Annotated in this window: 22 protein-coding genes and 1 pseudogene; 11 read left to right on the top strand and 12 right to left on the bottom strand. The window is 50.6% G+C overall.

Annotated elements, in window-relative coordinates:
- Positions 1-47: 47 nt before the first annotated feature.
- The 7 genes from rlmD to nagZ are packed head-to-tail and all read left to right on the top strand — an operon-like array spanning position 48 to position 6,884.
- The gene (gene rlmD, locus LG201_RS05790) at positions 48-1,385 is read left to right on the top strand and encodes a 23S rRNA (uracil(1939)-C(5))-methyltransferase RlmD (RefSeq protein ID WP_226771211.1); all 1,338 of its coding nucleotides are present in this window, start codon (positions 48-50) and stop codon (positions 1,383-1,385) included.
- Positions 1,382-2,875: an ABC transporter substrate-binding protein gene (locus tag LG201_RS05785; RefSeq protein WP_226771210.1), complete on the top strand. Its 1,494-nt coding sequence runs from the start codon at positions 1,382-1,384 to the stop codon at positions 2,873-2,875. The genes rlmD and LG201_RS05785 overlap by 4 nt, the downstream gene beginning before the upstream one ends.
- 9 nt (positions 2,876-2,884) lie before the next feature.
- Positions 2,885-3,367 (top strand): L,D-transpeptidase, encoded by a 483-nt coding sequence (locus tag LG201_RS05780; RefSeq protein WP_226771931.1) that lies wholly within the window; start codon positions 2,885-2,887, stop codon positions 3,365-3,367.
- Positions 3,360-4,271, top strand: a complete 912-nt coding sequence (nikB, locus tag LG201_RS05775) for a nickel ABC transporter permease (protein ID WP_226771209.1) — start codon at positions 3,360-3,362, stop codon at positions 4,269-4,271. The genes LG201_RS05780 and nikB overlap by 8 nt, the downstream gene beginning before the upstream one ends.
- Complete coding sequence (locus tag LG201_RS05770; protein WP_226771208.1) at positions 4,268-5,059, top strand: ABC transporter permease; 792 nt, start codon at positions 4,268-4,270, stop codon at positions 5,057-5,059. Before nikB ends, LG201_RS05770 begins: the two co-directional genes overlap by 4 nt.
- A gap of 27 nt (positions 5,060-5,086) precedes the next feature.
- Entirely contained in the window at positions 5,087-5,806 is a 720-nt protein-coding gene (locus tag LG201_RS05765) for a queuosine precursor transporter (protein WP_226771207.1), read from the top strand.
- A 28-nt stretch (positions 5,807-5,834) separates the two neighbouring features.
- On the top strand, positions 5,835-6,884 hold the full coding sequence (gene nagZ, locus LG201_RS05760) for a beta-N-acetylhexosaminidase (RefSeq protein WP_226771206.1): 1,050 nt from the start codon (positions 5,835-5,837) through the stop codon (positions 6,882-6,884).
- 259 nt (positions 6,885-7,143) lie between these two features.
- Here the strand turns inward: nagZ and LG201_RS05755 are convergent, their stop codons facing one another.
- On the bottom strand, positions 7,144-7,941 hold the full coding sequence (locus LG201_RS05755) for an EAL domain-containing protein (RefSeq protein WP_226771205.1): 798 nt from the start codon (positions 7,939-7,941) through the stop codon (positions 7,144-7,146).
- Between the two features lie 297 nt (positions 7,942-8,238).
- On the opposite strand from LG201_RS05755, the gene LG201_RS05750 reads away from it, so the two are divergent.
- On the top strand, positions 8,239-8,379 hold the full coding sequence (locus tag LG201_RS05750; protein ID WP_226771204.1) for a hypothetical protein: 141 nt from the start codon (positions 8,239-8,241) through the stop codon (positions 8,377-8,379).
- A gap of 117 nt (positions 8,380-8,496) precedes the next feature.
- Here LG201_RS05750 and hflX read toward each other — a convergent pair whose 3' ends face one another.
- From hflX to LG201_RS05695, 11 genes are all read right to left on the bottom strand, one after another.
- The gene (gene hflX, locus LG201_RS05745) at positions 8,497-9,834 is read right to left on the bottom strand and encodes a GTPase HflX (RefSeq protein WP_226771203.1); all 1,338 of its coding nucleotides are present in this window, start codon (positions 9,832-9,834) and stop codon (positions 8,497-8,499) included.
- Between the two features lie 385 nt (positions 9,835-10,219).
- The gene (locus LG201_RS05740) at positions 10,220-10,948 is read right to left on the bottom strand and encodes a hypothetical protein (protein ID WP_226771202.1); all 729 of its coding nucleotides are present in this window, start codon (positions 10,946-10,948) and stop codon (positions 10,220-10,222) included.
- A 67-nt stretch (positions 10,949-11,015) separates the two neighbouring features.
- Positions 11,016-11,258: a hypothetical protein gene (locus LG201_RS05735; protein WP_226771201.1), complete on the bottom strand. Its 243-nt coding sequence runs from the start codon at positions 11,256-11,258 to the stop codon at positions 11,016-11,018.
- Positions 11,259-11,363: 105 nt separating this feature from the next.
- Positions 11,364-11,648: a hypothetical protein gene (locus tag LG201_RS05730; protein WP_226771200.1), complete on the bottom strand. Its 285-nt coding sequence runs from the start codon at positions 11,646-11,648 to the stop codon at positions 11,364-11,366.
- A gap of 60 nt (positions 11,649-11,708) precedes the next feature.
- Positions 11,709-12,152 carry a hypothetical protein gene (locus tag LG201_RS05725; RefSeq protein ID WP_226771199.1) on the bottom strand — a complete coding sequence of 148 codons (444 nt, stop codon included), beginning with the start codon at positions 12,150-12,152 and terminating at the stop codon, positions 11,709-11,711.
- Between the two features lie 61 nt (positions 12,153-12,213).
- Positions 12,214-12,528, bottom strand: a complete 315-nt coding sequence (locus tag LG201_RS05720; protein WP_226771198.1) for a hypothetical protein — start codon at positions 12,526-12,528, stop codon at positions 12,214-12,216.
- A 61-nt stretch (positions 12,529-12,589) separates the two neighbouring features.
- Positions 12,590-12,814: a hypothetical protein gene (locus LG201_RS05715; RefSeq protein WP_226771197.1), complete on the bottom strand. Its 225-nt coding sequence runs from the start codon at positions 12,812-12,814 to the stop codon at positions 12,590-12,592.
- An 82-nt stretch (positions 12,815-12,896) separates the two neighbouring features.
- Positions 12,897-13,361 (bottom strand): hypothetical protein, encoded by a 465-nt coding sequence (locus LG201_RS05710; protein WP_226771196.1) that lies wholly within the window; start codon positions 13,359-13,361, stop codon positions 12,897-12,899.
- A gap of 398 nt (positions 13,362-13,759) precedes the next feature.
- A complete protein-coding gene (locus LG201_RS05705) occupies positions 13,760-14,455 on the bottom strand; it encodes a hypothetical protein (protein ID WP_226771195.1) in 696 nt (231 codons plus the stop codon).
- 91 nt (positions 14,456-14,546) lie between these two features.
- The gene (locus LG201_RS05700; RefSeq protein WP_226771194.1) at positions 14,547-15,017 is read right to left on the bottom strand and encodes a toll/interleukin-1 receptor domain-containing protein; all 471 of its coding nucleotides are present in this window, start codon (positions 15,015-15,017) and stop codon (positions 14,547-14,549) included.
- Between the two features lie 353 nt (positions 15,018-15,370).
- Positions 15,371-15,820: a hypothetical protein gene (locus tag LG201_RS05695; RefSeq protein WP_226771193.1), complete on the bottom strand. Its 450-nt coding sequence runs from the start codon at positions 15,818-15,820 to the stop codon at positions 15,371-15,373.
- 191 nt (positions 15,821-16,011) lie between these two features.
- Here LG201_RS05695 and LG201_RS14430 point away from each other — a divergent pair.
- From LG201_RS14430 to LG201_RS05675, 3 genes and pseudogenes are all read left to right on the top strand, one after another.
- Positions 16,012-16,997 (top strand): annotated as a pseudogene (locus LG201_RS14430) (integron integrase).
- Positions 16,998-17,257: 260 nt separating this feature from the next.
- Positions 17,258-17,944: a Bax inhibitor-1/YccA family protein gene (locus LG201_RS05680; RefSeq protein ID WP_226771191.1), complete on the top strand. Its 687-nt coding sequence runs from the start codon at positions 17,258-17,260 to the stop codon at positions 17,942-17,944.
- Positions 17,945-18,040: 96 nt separating this feature from the next.
- Complete coding sequence (locus tag LG201_RS05675) at positions 18,041-19,102, top strand: rhomboid family intramembrane serine protease (protein WP_226771190.1); 1,062 nt, start codon at positions 18,041-18,043, stop codon at positions 19,100-19,102.
- Positions 19,103-19,116: the final 14 nt, after the last annotated feature.

Below are 19,116 nucleotides of genomic sequence, written 5' to 3'. Positions count from 1 at the left end.
CTTATGCGCCTGCTGGATTGACATCTTGGCTTTACTCGAATCAATGCATGAATAATCCTATTGCCCTTATTGAATCCCTGGACCAGGAAGGTCGCGGTGTTGCCCATGTGGGTGGCAAGACGATCTTTATTGACGGTGCACTGCCGGGGGAGCGTGTAACCTTTCAATCCCATCGTCGTAAAGCCAGTTATGAGATTGCAGATGCCGTCGACATTCTGCAGGCTTCCCATTTGCGGGTGACACCGGCGTGCGCCCATTTTGGCGTCTGCGGCGGGTGTGCCATCCAGCATCTGGAGTTCTCCGGCCAGGTAGCGGCCAAGCAACGCATGCTGGAAGCTAATCTCTGGCATATAGGCAAGACACGAGCTGAGCGCATGTTGCCAGCCATTTATGGTCCTGCCTGGGGATATCGGCATAAAGCCAGGTTGCGCGTCAGGTATGTTGCGAAAAAAGGCGGGGTGCTGGTAGGGTTTAATGAGAAAAACAGCAGCTATGTCGCTGATATCAATAGTTGCAAGGTGTTGCCGCCGCGCATCTCTGACCTGATTGTGCCGATGCAGCATTTTGTGGAAGCGCTGAGTATCCGTGAGCGTGTGCCGCAGATTGAAGTGGCAGTGGGGGAACATGCCACGGTACTGGTGTTGCGCATACTGGAGCCTTTACAGCCGCAGGATACACCGGTGATCAAGGCATTTGCCGACAAGTTTGGCGTGCAGATCTGGACGCAGAGCCAGGGCGTGGACACGATACAGCCATTTTATCCATTGGATGGCCCGGATCTTAGTTACTCCTTACCTGAATTTGACCTGGTATACCCGTTCCAGCCGAGTGAGTTTACCCAGGTCAACCCACAGATCAACCGTGTGATGTTGCGCCGAGCCATGCAACTGCTGGAACCCCAACCAGGCGAGCGTATTGCTGATTTCTTCTGTGGGCTAGGTAACTTTACTTTACCGATTGCACGGAGTGGGGCGTCGGTATTTGGCATGGAAGGTTCCGCGGCGCTGGTGGCGCGCGCCCATGAGAGCGCTGCCCTCAATGGTTTGCAGGGGCAGGTGGATTTCCAGGAGGCTGACTTGTTCAAGATGACGCCACAGGCCTTGCAGTCCCTTGGTCATTTTGATAAATGGTTGATAGATCCTCCGCGCGATGGTGCGCAGGAGTTGATCAAGTCCCTGCCTGATATGGATGATCCCGAAACCAAGGATGGTCATGCACCACAACGAATTGTCTATGTGTCCTGCAACCCTGCCACCCTGGCGCGGGATGCCGGTACGCTGGTCCACGCTAAAGGGTACCGCATGCTGGCAGGTGGCATCATTAATATGTTCCCGCATACCGCCCATGTGGAGTCGATTGCGATTTTTGAGAAGATTGCCAGATGAGTTTCAGGCTGATGGCGCGCCTGGCAGTACTAGCCACTATTGCAGTGGCCATGCTGGTATTGTTGGATGCTTGCAGTCGCACCGGCAGTCACGACGATATTCGTAGCGCGGTAAGCCAGTTACCCCAGACGCTGGATCCACGCTATGCCACCGATGCGGCTTCCGCACGCGTCAATCGTTTGTTGTATCGCTCACTGGTGGATTTTGATGAGCACTATATGCCAAAGGCAGCCATTGCCAGCTGGCGTGTACTATCGCCTCGGTTGTTTCGTTTTACCCTGGGGAGTGAAGGTCGACATTTTCATGATGGACGTTACCTGACAGCAGAAGATGTGGCCGCTACCTATCAGTCGGTGAAGGAGCTTCCTGACTCGCCTCATGCGGCTGAGTTTGCCAATATCAACAAGATAGAAGTACGCGATGAAAATACGCTGGATTTCTTTCTGCAGGATGCCGATAGCAACTTCCCGTCGCGCTTGGTGCTCGGCATTCTGCCAGCCGAGTTGATTGCCCGGCAGCATGATTTCTCGCAAGAGCCTGTTGGCAGTGGTCCGTTGAAGTTTGTTTCCTGGCACAGGGAACTCAAGCTTGAACGTCTTGATGACCATCAGCGTTTTTCTTTTGAGGAAATCCGCGACCCCACCGTACGTGTCCTCAAGCTGGTGCGTGGTGAAACGGATATGCTGCAGGGCGATTTGCCTCCCGAACTGGTCAATTACCTTAAAAAACAGCCAGTCATTAACGTGATTGAATCTACCGGCACCAATTTTGCCTACCTTGGTCTTAATTTTGCTGATCCGCAATTGCAGAACCCGCTGGTCCGGCAGGCACTAGCCCATGCCATAGATCGTGAGGCCATCATCAAGCATGCGCTCGTTGGTAGCAGTCGGCTCGCTGAAACCATATTGCCACCTGAACACTGGGCGGGTAATCCTGATCTTGCAGCCCATGCATACAATCCGGTTGCCGCGCGTGAGTTGCTCAAGCAGGCAGGAATCAAGCTGCCATTGAAGCTGGTGTATAAAACGTCGACTGATGCTCAGCGTGTACGCTTGGCAACCATGATGCAGGCTCAAATGCAGCAGGCTGGGTTTGAACTGGAAATCCGCAGTCTGGACTGGGGCACTTTTTTTGAAGACATCAAGCGCGGTAATTTCCAGTTGTATGGCCTGATGTGGGTTGGGATCAAGACACCGGAGATTTATCATCAGGCATTTCACTCCACCTCCATCCCTCCCATGGGCGCTAATCGTGGTCGGTATGTGGATCGCCAGGTGGATGAGCTGATCACTGTCAGTGACTGGAAAAACGTGGCTAGTCGCTTGCATGAGCAATTGCCTTACATCCCGCTCTGGTATGAAGGCCAGTTTGTTGCGGTGCGCAAACACATTGTCGGCTATGTGCTTCAACCTGATGGAAACTGGGATGGGCTGGCCAAGGTAAAACGCAATAAGTTCAAGTCTGTATTCCCCGGCAGGAACGCCTTGTAAGTCATGGTGATGCATATTGAAATATCCCTGCGCCAACAACGTTTGCGCCTGATCGATGAGCAGGAGAAAGTGCTGCGTGACTATGTGATATCAACCGCTTTGAACGGGGCAGGGGAGCAGAAAAACAGCTATTGCACCCCACGCGGGCGCCACCTTGTCCGAGCCAAAATAGGAGCAGAGATGCCTGTAGGCGCTGTGTTCCGTGGCCGCAGGCCTACCGGTGAAATCTGGAGCAGGGAATTAGGCGAGCAACATCCTGGGCGTGACTGGATATTAACCCGCATACTCTGGCTGTCTGGTTGTGAACCAGGCTACAACCGCCTCGGCAATGTAGACAGCATGCAGCGCTACATCTATATCCACGGCACGCCGGATACCGAGCCCATGGGCGAGCCACATTCCCATGGCTGCATCCGCATGCGTAACCATGAGGTGGCGGAATTGTTTGAGTTGGTTCCCATTTCAACCACGGTGCTGGTGCTGGATGATTAAGCGCTTATTGGCTGTGGTGCCTGTGGTATTCGGGGTCGTGTTGTTGACCTTCCTGCTCGTGCACCTTGTACCAGGCGATCCGGTAGAGGTGATGCTGGGTGAGTCTTCCCCTATGGCGGATCGTGCCAAGCTGCGCGCCGAGCTGGGCCTGGATCAGCCTTTGCCCGTCCAGTTTGGACAGTATCTGAAAGCGCTGGCGCAAGGCGATTTTGGTCGTTCCATCCATACCCGCAAACCGATTGCCCAATCCTTGAAAGAACGCATTCCTGCTACTGCGTCCTTAGCACTCGTCTCTTTGCTGATCGCCGTGATGATTGGTTTGCCGCTGGGTATCGTGGCAGCATTGCGTGCTGGCAGATGGCCTGACAGTCTTGCGACCATACTCAGTCTTTCTTTATCCGCGATGCCGCATTTCTGGCTCGGTCCTCTGTTGATGTTGATGTTTGGTTTGTGGCTGGGGCTGTTGCCTGTCAGTGGTATGGGCAATAGTCTTTCCATTCTGCTGCCAGCCATGACGCTGGGATTGGGGCTAGCAGCCATTCTCACGAGGATGACCCGTGCCAGCTTGCTGGAAGTATTGCATGAGGACTTTGTGCGCACTGCACGGGCAAAAGGCATTGAAGAGCAACAGGTGATATTGCGTCATGCCCTGCGTGCGGCCTTGTTGCCGATAGTCACAGTGCTTGGCTTGCAGCTTGGCGGTTTGCTGGCAGGGGCGGTGATTACCGAAACCGTATTTAGTTGGGAAGGGGTAGGCAGATTGCTGGTTGAATCCATAGAAAAGCGTGACTATCCGGTGACCCAGGCCTGTGTGTTGGTCATTGCGCTGACATATGTGATGGTTAACCTGATGACAGACCTATTGTATAGCAGGCTGGATCCTCGTATCAGGTTTGCCAAATGAAGCGCTGGCCCTATCTTGTGCTGATATTCTGGTCATGTGCAGTATTGCTGTCACATCTGATAGACCTGCAGCCTGACCATATCAACCTGGAAAAGGTGCTGGCTTTGCCCAATACTGAGGCATGGCTAGGCAACGACGATCTTGGCCGCAGCATAGTAGCGCGCTTGCTGGCGGGGGCTGGCGTTTCCATGTTGGTGGCGCTGTTGGTGACCTCAATCACATTGACAGTCGGTACCCTGGTCGGATTGATTGCTGGCTATTTTGGTGGCTGGGTAGATCGTTTGCTGATGCAGGTGACCGATGTATTCCTGGCATTTCCCGGTATTTTACTGGCGATTGCATTTGCCGCGGTATTGGGGCCTGGGCTGAATAATCTCTTGCTGGCATTGTGCATGACGTCCTGGGTTGGTTATGCACGCCTGACGCGTGCCCAGGCACTGAGCTTGCGCCATCGCCAGCATGTGCTTGCTGCAGAGTCGTTGGGGGCACCGGTGATGCGCATCATGCGCAGGCATATGTTGCCCTTACTCGCAGCGCCGCTGGTGGTGGAGGCAACCTATAGCATTGCAGGGTTGGTGATCGCCGAGGCCAGTCTGTCGTTTCTTGGGCTCGGTATACAGGCCCCACATGCCTCCTGGGGATCCATGCTCAAGGATGGGGTGCGTTATTTGCTGGTAGCGCCACATTATGTGCTGGCAGTCGGGTTCAGCCTGATGTCTTTGGTACTGGCGATCAATGTATTGGGTGACCAGTTGCGCGATGCCTGGGATATCAAGCGTGCAAGATAAACCAGCGATATCGGTGAGGGCGTGGACATGAGTAAGAGCACTCAAGGGCAGCGCAGTTATCGATATTATGACTTTGTCATGGTGGCTTTCGTCACTGTGCTGGTGTGCTCCAACCTGATTGGCCCAGCCAAAATTTCCCAAATTGACTTGCCCCTGATCGGCACATTGACGTTTGGCGCTGGCGTATTGTTCTTCCCGATCTCTTATGTGTTTGGCGATGTCCTCACTGAAGTGTATGGCTATGCCCGCTCGCGCAGGGTGATTTGGACCGGCTTTGCGGCACTTGCCTTTGCCTCGGCCATGGCCTGGGTGATTGTGGCGCTGCCGCCAGCGCCTTTCTGGGAAAACCAGCACATTTATGAAGTGGCATTTGGCTCTGCCTGGCGTATTTCCCTCGCGGGCTTGATCGCTTTTGCCTGCGGCGAGTTCATTAACTCTGTCGTGCTGGCCAAGATGAAAGTCTGGACCAATGGTCGCTGGCTTTGGGCCCGCACCATAGGCTCGACCATTTTTGGCGAAGGCGTGGATTCGTTGCTGTTTTACCCACTGGCATTTTACGGGAGTGGCATCATCCCGGATGACAAGCTATTACTTGTCATGGGGGCACAGTTTCTTGCCAAGGTCGGTGTTGAGGTAGTATTGACGCCAGTCACTTATAAGGTCGTGGCATGGCTCAAGAAAGCCGAGAACGAAGATTACTACGACCATGATACCAATTTCACCCCGTTTTCCCTGAAAACGCATTAGCGTCACCATTATAGAAAGGATTTTGCCTATGTCCCTGGGACCCGTCATGCTCGATGTGGTTGGCACTGAGTTATCCAAGGAAGATATTCGCCGCATCCAGCATCCGCTGGTGGGTGGGGTTATTTTGTTTGCGCGCAACTTTCAATCACCAAATCAGCTCAAGGCCCTGACCGACAGCATTCATGCCGTACGCCAGCCACCCTTGCTGATTGCGGTGGATCATGAGGGCGGCAGGGTGCAACGTTTCCGCGAAGGATTCAGCAAGATTCCACCCATGCGTGAATTCGGCAAGATATGGGATGAGCATCCACGCAAAGCACGCCAGCTGGCTGAAGAGGCAGGCTGGATCATTGCGGCAGAGCTGCGTGCTCATGGCGTGGATTTCAGCTTCACCCCTGTGCTGGACATGGATTATGGCGAGAGCCAGGTGATTGGGGATCGTGCTTTTCATGGCAATGTACAGGCCATCAATGAGCTGGCGTTTTCATTGCTGCAAGGGCTCAAGCGTGGTGGCATGGCAGCGGTAGGCAAGCATTTCCCCGGCCATGGCTATGTGGTGGCAGATTCTCATGTGGCGATCCCTGTGGATGAGCGCGAGTTTGACCAGATTGCCCAATCTGATATGCAGACCTTTCGCCAGCTGATTGATGATGGCATTCAGGCCATCATGCCAGCCCACGTGATTTATCCCAAAGTGGATGACAAGCCTGCTGGATTCTCCGAACGCTGGCTGCAGAAAGTCTTGCGTCAACGTCTTGAGTTTAATGGCGTGATTTTCAGCGATGATCTTTCCATGGAAGGCGCCGGGGTAGCGGGTGACGTGACTCAGCGTGCACTGGCAGCACTGAATGCTGGCTGTGACATGGTGCTGCTATGCAACCAGCCTGACAAAGCAGATGAGTTGCTGGCCAACCTCAAGTGGGATATCTCCGCGCAAAGCCTGGCGCGCCTGGCCCGCATGCATGGTCGCAGGCATCCGGCCGATATGGTTGCCCTGCATGAAGATCCAGATTTCATGAAAGCCGTGCATCAGGTAGGCGTGGTGGGCAAGGCAGATGGGGATTTGCCGTTTGCGTGAGAAGGGCGGCAGGATGGCAACTGCAACTCATCTATGATTCATGAATTAATTCATGAATTGAGCGCTGTCCCTGATTGATCCTACCCCACTGTGTCCGTTGTATAGATGGACATTGTTCATTGAATCAGAATGTAATGATGTTTATGTGCTGGCTGGATATGGCAGGGATGACAAAATGGTCAGGTTTCCAGCGCTTTGGTAAAGCAGAATTAGCCCAAGACCCAAGCGCCTGCCATCACCTTTGGTGATCAAAACAGCCCTATCTTCGGCTATCACGGGTTCGGCGAGATTTAACCAATGGCCATATCTCATCAGGGATTTGAGGCAGACATTCAAACCCCGGCTTGGCAAAAAAATATCCCTGAAACAATGTGACGCCTTCGTCCGCCAGGGTCAGGCATTCTTCCCTGGCCTCAATGCCTTCTGCAATGACCTTGATGGAGAGTTCGCGGCAAATCGACAATATGCCGAACACCAGGGCTCTTCGAACGCGGTCCTGGTGGATATTGCGTGTCATTGCCATATCCAGCTTGATGATGTCGGGCTGCCAGTCCGCGAGTAAGTTCAGCCCTGCGTAGCCAGCGCCAAAATCATCAATCGCCGTTGTGAAATTATGTTTCTTGTATTCAATAAAAATATTACGAAGGTGCTCGTTATCAATGATTCGCTCGCCTTCGGTTACTTCAAAAATGATCCTGTCGGTAGGGAAGTTAACCTCTGCAGCCGCTTCCAGCGTGGCACGTATGCACGTTTCCGGTTTATAAACTGCATTGGGAAGAAAGTTGATGCTTAGCATGCCCTGCAAATCAAGCTGTTTTGCCAGATCTATGGCTTTGACACGAATGGACTGATCAAAAAGATAGCGGTTTTCATCATTAAGTTGAGAGAGGATACTGGCGGCGACTTCATTATTGATTCCGCGAACCAGTGCCTCGTAACCGAATATGCTGTTATTCGAAATATCCACAATCGGCTGGAACGCCATCGTGAAATCGATACCTAGCTTGGTCTTGTCCCTGCATGCTTTGCATCCTACAGGAACGAAATTGTCTAACATGCCCATGATCTATCTACCCTTGAATACGTTGTCTTAATTTAGATCAACATCTAATTTAGCATGAATTGAGCATATTTCTCGTGGCTCATCAAGGATAAGCGCAGTACGGCGGATCGAGGCCTGCGAGTGACGCCGTCCTGCTACTCGCTGGCAAGCCGACATGCAAATTGACATGAGTGCGCTGGGATGGATACAGCCTTGTTAATACTGCGCAATGTCTACCCTACGCGTTGAAAGAGTGTCACCCTATCGAGTCTGGGGCTGAGTGTTGCAAATCGCTGCCGGGCGCTTGCCGCGTTGGCTGGTGGAGAATACCAAAGCCGTTTTGATGTGACACTAGTACGGTTGGGAAAACAAGGCATCGCCAAACAGATCTACCTGGGCATCAGTGAAACAGATGTGCAGGCGTTTATTAAGTTGGCGCAAGCTGGGGAGTAATGATCTAACCCAAGATGTCATTGCGGCACATGCTTTTGTGCCAGACTTTGCCCTTCACCTCAAGCTTTTCCTTTCTGCCGTATCGCGATCAATCCTTGCGAACGGAACCTGCAGCGTCTAGAACTGCAATAACTGTTCACGCAGGTGATTTAGGTCATGGGGATCGCCGCGAACAGTGAAGAAAGTACCATCATTCTCCGAGCGCTCGCTTAATACCTCACAGGTGGCGTAAATTTTGCCGCGTAATTGTTGTGCTGACCAAGGTAGAAAAATCTCGGTTTCAACCAGGTCCTGCTGGAAAAAATCGACAAGCTTCTGGCGCAGCATCGCCACTTCATCCGGGCGGCGGGCACTCATGACGATGCAATCCGGGTACTTTAATCGCAGATTGGCCTCACACTCAGCTTGTGCTGTTGCGTCGCCAACGTAATCAATCTTGTTAAATACGCGAATACGTGGCACTACATCCGCGCCGATTTCCTCAAGCACTTTATCTGTCACCTCAAGCTGGCGCTCAAAACCAGGATCGCTTGCATCAATCACATGCAGTAGCAATGATGCATCCAGCGCCTCATCAAGCGTAGATTTAAAAGAGGCGACCAGGCCATGTGGCAGGTTCTTGATGAAGCCGACGGTATCGCTGACCAGCACGCGTGGAACGCTCTCTGGATACAATGCCCGTACCGTGGTATCCAGTGTGGCGAAAAGCTTGTTCGCCACCAGCACCTCGCTGCCTGTCAGTGCGCGCATCAAAGTTGATTTGCCTGCATTGGTATACCCTACCAGGGCGACAGCCGCCAGGCCTTGGCGCTCTTGCCGGCGCGCGCGCTGCGTCTTGCGCTCGCCATCCATCACAACGATTTCCTGTTGCAATTCAGCAATGCGGTCGCGAATCTTGCGTCTATCCAGTTCAGTGTGTGACTCACCGCCTCCGCGACCACCAGCACCGCTACGCTGACGTCCCTGTGGGCCGGCCAGTTTCGCTGCTTCGCGCAACCGTGGCGCCATATAGCCAAGACGTGCAATCTCTACCTGGGCACGCGCTGCCCGTGAGCGGGCATTCCGGTGAAAGATTTCAAGGATGACCATGGTACGGTCCATCACCTCGCAACCAACTTCCTTTTCCAGGTTACGCGCTTGGGATGGGGAAATTTCGTGGTCAACCAGCACGGCCTCAATGTTGCGAAAACTAGGATTAGACTCTTGAGATTCGGCATCCCCGGATTCATTGCTCACATAGTGACGTATTTCCTCGCGCTTACCCACACCAAGATAGCCCGTGATATCGAAGCCTGCGCGCTTCTGCACAAATGTGTGTACGACCTCGTAACCGAGTGTTTTTGCAAGTTCGCGCAGTTCGCTAAGGGAGGATTCAAACTCAATGTCGCTCACACTGGGCAGCTGAACTGCCGCAACCACGGCGTACCTGACGGACTCTTTTACTTCACTTTGCATTAGGAAATGGTATCTCTTGAATTGGTGGGGATAGATAGTACCTGTAAATGCAAGCGCCACCATCATGCGTGCTGAGATAAAGTGTCAAAGATGATTGCAAGGCTATTTAGCGCACATTGCCAAGGGATTGATGATTGATTCTTGGCTCAAACAAGCGGTAGAGCGTGAATATTTAGAAGCGTTGAGTCTGCATCATGATGAAGCCGCTAACACGCGACTGCGGTCAAGCTGATCACGAGCTCTCGAATGGGGTGATATATATGACGCATTTTGGATAATCTCGGTGCATAGTTCATGGAGGAAATTGGTTAAGCCTAATGTTTGAATTCACCGGGATCGCGCCGTAGGCGCGAGGTCCGGTGGAATGAAGGGTTGGGCATAGAGTTCATGCGGACCAACAGAATTGCTCAGGGACATGTTGCTCATTACGCTTTCTCTTAAACTCCTCTTGAGTCTTTGGATCACTCAAATATTGTTGCTCCTTCAGGGCACTTTCTTTGAGACTGGCGATAGATTTTTTTAGGTTCTCGGAACGATCACCAGGTAGCGCGGGAAGCTGTTCCATGAACATCACTTCATAAGGATTCTTCTCAGTCCATGTGATAGCTCTTGTACTTGCATCATGCTGTTTAGCCAGATCACAGAACGCATAACTATTGATAAATGGACCTGCAAGTGTGGCAAAGCCTTTAACAGCTTCATACACCTGGTTTAGTCCGGGGGATTTGACATTGAGTACGTCAGACATTGTGATATAGCGGTTCTTAGCCGCATGGAACCAAAAAACAGCGTCGTCACGTAGCTCAACATCATAAAGCCTGATGGCAAGTACCATCAGGGTCATTGGCGTAATACGCTGTGGCTGAGACAGAATTGCGTCCCTGACAGCCAAGATGTCCTCTTTATTATTAGATGCTAATTGGGCGTTGAGCGCCTTAGCGACGTCCACCGTTGGGTGCCCATCTAACGATTGTGCAGATTGGTAATAGGGCAAAACATATACGTCAATGCGTTTAATCGGCGCAGTTTCGCTCGATCCATTGTTTCCTCCTTCAGCTCGCGCAAGGTTAAACGTTGCAACTACCGTCAGTAGTACAGCAATTTTCTTCAACACTTTTTTCTCCTGTGTCCAACTTTGGACATAAGGGGCGCGATTTAGCGCGTCCTGCTTGAATGATGGGTTAGGCAATGTAACTGCCCCAAACTGGTAACTCCCAACTTTTAAGATTTACACGCTTTGCTGAATGTTCAATTTTATAGGCAACATAGAAGCCCTCACATAATTGGCTTCTCATCCACCTGAGGCCTATTGATGAATTCTCTGGCGACCAGCCTGGAATGTGAAAACTATATTCACTTTCTTCATTATTCAACTCACGCAAAAGTTCGGTTATCTGAATTTCGGCTTGCTCTTTCGTCGCCATCACACTGCACCCAATTATTAATGCCTAACGTTTTAGGTAAAGGGCGCTGCGCGGCGCTTTATCGGGCAGCGTCCAGCGGAGGCCGTAGGGGCTTTGACCGGAATGTTAGAAGTTTTCTTGAGCATAGAGTTTTTTCAGTGAGGTCAGCCACCTTGCAAGAGCTGCTTTGGCTTGAGGTAGCTTTGATTCGAAACCCTCTTCCTCAAAGTAACCCTCTGTCTCAATGTCTTTCTCGTGCTTTCTTAGCTCTTCTCGAACGCCGTACGGAACCCCTTCTAGAGCTTCAATGCTGATATTCAGGAAGCGCAGGAAGTCATGGCGTGATACTTCATCGCGCTGAAATGCTGCGAAGGATTCTTCAAGGCGCTCTAGGACTGAGAGATTCGACATTGAGACTTCTAACGTATGACATAAGGGGCGCGCTTTAGCGCGTCCCGCTTGATGGATGGGTTAGAGGTCATGGGATCTATCCGTAGGCGATAAATATTGTGAGCCCGTAGTAATAGGCTCCATCCGTTGATGCTGTGTGAACCCGCTGGATTGGAAAGAAAAGTGACTATTGGGAGGCCAATTTAACTCAATTTTCCATGCAAACGAAGCGTATCCATTGGGGTAAGTGACAACCTCACGGTGAATTTCATGAATAGCCATCGGCTGTACTGCTGCAGTAGCGGCAGCGTAATTAATCGAAATGATGAGATCTGAAACCTCATGAAACGTGAGATCAGAAGGCGCCACTCGAAAGCTAAAGGCTCCTTCCACCGGAGATAACCATTCGGTGATGTAGTCAATGTCGAAAGCCAAGTCGCCGCAATGCTCACCTTCAAGAATACGAAATCCATGAATGGCGTTGTCGTGCCAATGGATTTTCTCAAAATCAACAGTTGAGAACATGTTAACGACCTCTAACGTTTGAATTAAGGGGCGCCGTTAGGCGTCCCGCTTGAATGATGGGTTAGAGCGCATTTTGTAGCATGCCCTCAAAAACTGACCAAGATGGAGCAATTGGTAAAGCCACCGATGGCTCCATACCAATGAAAGGTAAGCAGACTATTGAACCTGTGGGCGAAATAGCGAACATCTCACCGCCACCACTTGTGGCAAAACCAAAAAAACCTGGGGCGTACTGTGGCACCTCATACTCTAAATTATATTGATTCAACTCTGCCTGCGGCCAGAACTCACAAAGGTATGGATTTACTTCTAGCTCGCAAACCAGTGGCTTACCAGATAAGTAATATGCGATAAGCTCTGATGAAGCTAACGACATATTTGCGCTCTAACGTTTGACATAAGGGGCTTGCGCAAGCAAGTCCCACTTGATAGATGGGTTAGAGCTTAGTAACATTTGCATTTTTGTTGGCACCCATTGGTAATTTTACACTCAACTCTTGAGAGTGTGCTTGGGCTACCTTTTTCGCGGCTCTAAGACGTCGAGCAGTGACATGCTTGCGTTCGCCAGCCACAGGCTCAGGGACAGCATTCTTTTCATCTAGCGCCTTCTCTAAAGTACTTTTAGCCTTTATGTAGCTTGAAGATGTCTCATTCATTTTCATGTGATCGGTCATTAGCTCTAACGTATGACATAAGGAGCGCGCTTTAGCGCGTCCCACTTGATGGACGGGTTAGACAGAGACATTAAATGACACCTGACCAGATGCCAATTAACAAAATAAGAAGTATTGGCAAAGCAATCCAATTTTTATCAATCAACCATTGAGAATAATAAACACTTTCAAAAGTAGGTCTTAAGTTATTTCTTTCGTTGACCAATGGGACTAAGCGTTTATTTCTAAAGTCGCGCCAAGCTAAGATAGAAAAAACACAAAATAACAAAACCAAAAACACAAGAAATACACAATGACCGCTAAAACAAATTGGATAGTTTTCAAGTGAGCAACTAGGTGTACCAACTATATCTTTTGCTTTAACCCATTTAACTAAAATAAAGGAGAAAGCAAATATACCAAATGGGCAAGCTATGCAATTTGTAATGGTATAGAAAATAAACTTTATATTTTCTTTACGAAAGTATTTGCGGTAGCTCCAAATTAAAATAAAAGACACCAAAAAAAGAATAGATGTCCAAATTTTCCAGTCCATATATTGCCTAACGTATGACATAAGGGGCGCGCTTTAGCGCGTCCCGCTTGATGGACGGGTTAGGCTGGTGAGACGAGAGCTGAACGTGACAATGAATAAATGATGGCAAAACGATCTACCCAAACCGTTGAATACCTGAACTGTAACTTAAAACCACAGACCGCAAAACTGACAGCGCCAACACAAACTTAACTGACCTTACCGTGCTTAGCCCAACAAACCCTTGAACCGCTAACACATCAAACTACACCAACCTAAAACCCCAACTAAGCCCACAAATGGATGCTTGCCTCCCAGGGCAATGGTTTTTAACTTGGCCTAACGTCTGAATTCACCAGCCTGCGCGGCTTTTCGCGCAGGTCCTGTGGAATGATGGGTTATGCGGCAATGACTCACGGCTACCAAGCCCAGGCATGAAGCGAGTTGCTGCGCTTCCGGGCGCGCTTTAGGGCAACAGCGAGCCGGAAATCAACGACAAGACTGTTGTCTGGCCCACCACCTTCGGTTTGATCGCCACCGCTAAAGAAGGAGTCTCGAGCGCGTTTAACGAAGAGAAGCTCTCCTTGCTTTGTCAGGTCCTCAATCCTCTCGGAATCGCCTTCGGACGCCAGTATGTCGAAGTAGTTCTGGTAGGTCTCTGCGGCGAGAGAGGTTCGCTTGCTCTTGCGAAGCTCAGCAATCAGTAACGCGGGCTTTGTATCAATGGGCCTAGAAGTGGCTAGCAAGAAGTCTAGCTGTGAGTCAAACGGCAAAGTTGCACACGCGGCATTTGCCACTTCGAAGCGCTTGCCCGTTAGGCTGGCAAGAAGGGCCGCTTTTCCAATAGGAAGGTTCTTCTCAGCATCCGGCAAATGAGACAAAGTGCGCAGCGTACTAATGCCTTCGGCTACAACGGCGAGTGCCTCGCAAAGGGACTCTGTTGGGTCTTGCTGTAAGCGCCAGGATATGAGTCCTTGCATGAGGTGGCACTTGAAGAGTTGACCATAGTTCACCGCAGCCAACCGCCAATTACGGGACGCCTGCGCCACAGCGAGCCCGTTGGACGAGCGTTCAAGCTGGCCTGCAAAGAAACTAAGGGACTCTTGTGGGGTCATTGGACGCAAAGTGCCAGAGTTGGTCTTGCCGCATAACGTTTGACATAAGGGGCGCCGTTAGGCGTCCCGCTTGATGGAGGGGTTAGGCATGTCAGCTCCAAATGGCGACTAGCTCGGCAATCTTGGTTGCGATCACCATCATTGTGTCTTCCGATGTATCCAAGCCGCTTCGCGAAGCAAGCATGGGGCTGACATCACGAAGTGCCGTGTACGTCGTGCCGTGCACGATAGGCACCAGCCGGTTACCTTGCAGGAGCGTCGAAAGCTCTTTATCTGCAACACCCTCCTTCGGCAGGCGTGCGAGCAATGCGGGGGTAACCAGAACGAGTCCTATTTTCGAGGCGGCCAAGCCCTTGTCAATCGCGCGCATCATGGGCACGCCAAGGCCAAGGTCTTTTTCGCTGAACCAAACCTTGACGCCAGCCGCTTCGAGCAAATCGTGCAATTCCTTGGCGGCACCTTGCCGGTCGTCCCAGGCGTGACAGAGGAAACAGTCTCGAAGATCTGGCTTAGTTGCCGTTTGGATCTCAACAGCTTCACGTACCGGTGTGAGCGACGCCACTTGAGCTGGCGTATACGAGACGGACGAGCCGGCGCGCGACCAGCGCGGCCTTGAACTGCCGCTCCCGATTGATCTTCCACTACCGCTGTAGCTGCTGCCACCGCCTGATGAGTAAGGCGAACTGTAGCCGCCGTAACTTCTGCCATAGCGGGAACTGCATGCAGGGCAGTTCGCTCGGGCGGCTGCGGAACTGTGACCTCGAACTGGTGCTGTGCATCGTGCCATTACTTTCTCCTTTGATTGTGACCACCCTGATGTATGTAAATCGACCGTCGCGTGGTGACTCTCTGATGCCTAACGTTTGAATTAAGGGGCTGGCTTTAGCCAGTCCCGCTTGAATGATGGGTTAGGGATTAGCATTTTTTTTCAATGGTGCGGATTTGACTAAAACCAACATAGAGTAACCACCAATACAAAATACTAAAACCTATAAAACCAGCATAACTAACTATTGTGAAAGCCTGTAATGGATTTGCAAACGTTGAAACAGAAAAGATACTTTGTGCATTTAAATTTAGTAGCTCACCAAAAAGAATGCTGAATATTGCAACCCTAACTCCAACTGGAACAGAAAGACATATAGCTTTGAGAACAAAATTACTCCCTGCGTTTCCACCGTTTACCCTAAAAGCTTCGACACAACCAAATATGGCTATCACTGATAAAACCACTAATTCAAAATAGAAAAGCCAGTTCCGCTCAACTCCCCACCACAGAGCGTAATATGTTTGAAAAAGGATGAGAAGGGAGGAGGCTAAAAAATAGTGCATTCCGCTTTTCTCGGTAACTTTACTGTTAGCCAAATCTTTAGCTAACTTCCTTATATTCCAAAGATACATATTTCCCTAACGTAAAGTAGACCCCAATAAATCACTTAATCTTTTATTGGGGCAGGTGGATAATAAATTCTTCATGTGTATTTTTCTTATTAAAAACAAGTGTTATTATTTATTTAGTACACCTGATTTTATGATAAAAATTAAAGGAATACACCATGGCTACTTCTTCTACAGATGCACATCAGCCGCCTAAGTTGTTGGAACAAGTCGTGGGGCGTATTCGTGTTAAGCATTATAGTATCAGAACAGAAAAAGCTTATGTCGACTGGATAAAGCGCTACATTCTGTTCCACAATAAATCCCACTCCAATACTATGTCTAAAGCCCATGTAGAGGCGTTTCTTACGCATTTGGCCGTGGATGGAAACGTGTCATCTTCCACGCAAAATCAGGCCAAGAGTGCGATATTGTTTTTGTACAAAGAAGTGCTGGATATGGAACTGGCCTGGCTGGATAATGTAACCTAGGCTAAAGCACCCAAACGTCTGCCCGTGGTACTGACACGTGATGAAGTGCAGACTTTGTTGTCACGGCTGGATGGTTCCATGTGGTTGGTCGCCAGTATGTTGTATGGCAGCGGCATGCGCATTATGGAGGTGCTGCGCTTGCGGGTGAAGGACATGATTTTACCCGGCGCGAGATTCTGATTCGCGAGGCGAAAGGCTTGAAAGACAGGATCACCATGTTGCCTGGCTCGTTGGTGGACCCGCTAAAAACACATATTGCCCGAGTGAAAACGCTGCATGCAGAAGATATCAGCGCAGGCTACGGCGAGGTGTATATGCCGATGGCGCTCGATAAGAAATACCCCAATGCGGGTAAATCGTGGTCTTGGCAATACATGTTTCCGTCGGCCAAGCTATCGGTTGACCCGCGTTCAGGCTTTATTCGCCGCCATCATCTGGATGAAAAAACCGTACAGCGAGCCGTGAAAAAAGCGGTGCAGAATAGCGGCATGGTCAAGCTCGCTACACCGCATACTTTACGTCACTCGTTTGCCACGCATTTGCTGGAAGGCGGTTACGATATCCGCACGGTGCAGGAGCTGCTAGGCCATAGCGATGTGGCAACCACCATGATTTACACGCATGTACTGAATAAGGGCGGGCGTGGAGTAACTAGTCCACTGGATTTGATTTAGGCTTTTGCCTGAAACTGTGGTGTCATCCAGCGCCTGAGCATTGCCAGCTTTGGATGTGGGAGGGTGTGCAAGATGAGCAATCATTCAACTTTATATATGTATCATGGATTCATTTTGCTGCACGATTAGCCACTGACTTTTTTATCTTTATCCAACCGATGAATTTATTTAGCTCAATATAAAACTATATGGTTGAAACTTTGTTGCTAATTGGCTAGTCTTAGGGGTGATTCACGTTTTTTCATAGGGGAAGTAAACACATGCAAACGAACTATCAAGTCGCAAATACACAAACGTTGCCAGCTGGCGCGCACAAGGTATTGCGTAATACCTACATGATGCTGGGTCTGACCATGATCCCTACCGTCATTGGCGCATTGGTCGGCATGTCCATGAATTTTACCTGGATGGCATCTAGCCCCATCCTGTCGACTGTCATTATGCTGGCAGTCATGTTTGGCTTGTTCTTTGCCATTTCTGCCAACCGTAACAATGCGTTTGGCGTGGTGCTGTTGCTGGGCCTGACTTTCTTTATGGGGGTGATGTTAGGGCCTATTCTGCAAGTAGCGCTTAATCTGCGTAATGGCGGACAACTGGTTGGCCTGGCTGCAGGTGGTACTGGTCTGATTTTCATGACGCTGGCCACTATTGGTGCGACCACCAAGAAGGATTTCAGCTTCATGGGCAACTTCCTGCTGGTGGGCTTGATCCTGTTGATCGTGGCATCACTCGCGAATATGTTCTTCCAGATTCCCGCACTGTCATTGGCGATTTCCGGTGTTGCTGTCCTGCTGTTCTCTGGCTTCATTCTGTTTGATGTGAACCGTATCGTACGTGGTGGTGAAACCAACTATGTGATGGCGACATTGTCCCTGTATATCAACATCTACAACCTGTTTGTGAATCTGCTGCAATTGCTGATGTCACTCATGGGTGAGCGTGATTAAACGCTGACTGATGTCACACAACCCGTCCTCGTGACGGGTTTTTTGTTTCAGCGCATTATTTCAACTGATTGATTGTGCAGGATTCTCCAAGCTCCTATGTCTGACGTCACCTCAAATTGGCCTTCCCTGGGTGCTGCTATCAAGCAGCGTACGCCAGGCGTCCCTGTGACCAAACTATTGATTGCTGCGAACCTGCTGGTGTTTGTGTTGATGCTGTTCAACGGTGCCGGTTTCTGGCATTCGCCTAATAACGTGCAGCTGGCATGGGGCGCCAACTTTGGCCCGGCTACTCAGGATGGTGAGTGGTGGCGGTTGGCAACCGCGTTGTTCCTGCATTTTGGTGCTGTGCATCTGGCGCTGAATATGGTGGCATTCTGGGATGGTGGTCAGTTGGTCGAGCGCATGTATGGACATGCCCGCTATTTGGCGATTTATCTGATCAGCGGGCTGGCAGGCAATTTGTTGTCACTGGTGTGGCAGGGTAATCATGCGGTATCGGGTGGGGCTTCTGGTGCTATCTTTGGTATTTATGGCGCGCTGATAGTCTTTCTCTGGCAAGAGCGTAAACAACTGGACAATCATGAGTTCCGCTGGTTGTTCGGTGGTGCCTGTGTATTTGCCATTGCGACCATTGCCCTGGGATTCATGATCCCGGCGATAGACAATTCCGCGCATATCGGTGGGTTTGTCGCAGGCATATTGTCCGGCATGCTGTTGATGCGGGGCTTACACGTTGGCGAGCAAGTGTCGCTGATGGTCAGGGTGCTGGGCGGCATATTGTTACTGGCAGCGGTGACGGTGATGATCACCAGGATTCCGACACCTACTTATCGCTGGGGTGACGAGTTGATATTGCGCAAGGAAATCGATGATTTTGTCCGTGAGGATCAGGCCATCAACCGCTCCTGGCTGAGCATCATGCATGAAAGCAAGCAGGGGAGTGTGACCTATTTTGAGCTGGGGCAACAGGTGGAAGACGCCATTACCGATCGGTATGAAGAGCGTTATGAGCAACTGTCACAACTGCCTTACGATCCTGCTCTTCCTTCAGCAGCCAAGCTGGAAAACATCCTGCAATATACCAAGCAGCGGCGCGATGCCTCCAAGGCGCTGGCTGATCAATTAAAGCAGGGGAAACCGCCAGCCACCAATAGGTAGCAGGCGATCAAATT

This window comes from Methylobacillus gramineus, from assembly GCF_020532675.1.
GTDB classification, from domain to species: Bacteria; Pseudomonadota; Gammaproteobacteria; order Burkholderiales; family Methylophilaceae; genus Methylobacillus; species Methylobacillus gramineus.
Note: the sequence above shows the minus strand (reverse complement) of the source record. Positions and strands in the feature narration are given on the sequence as shown.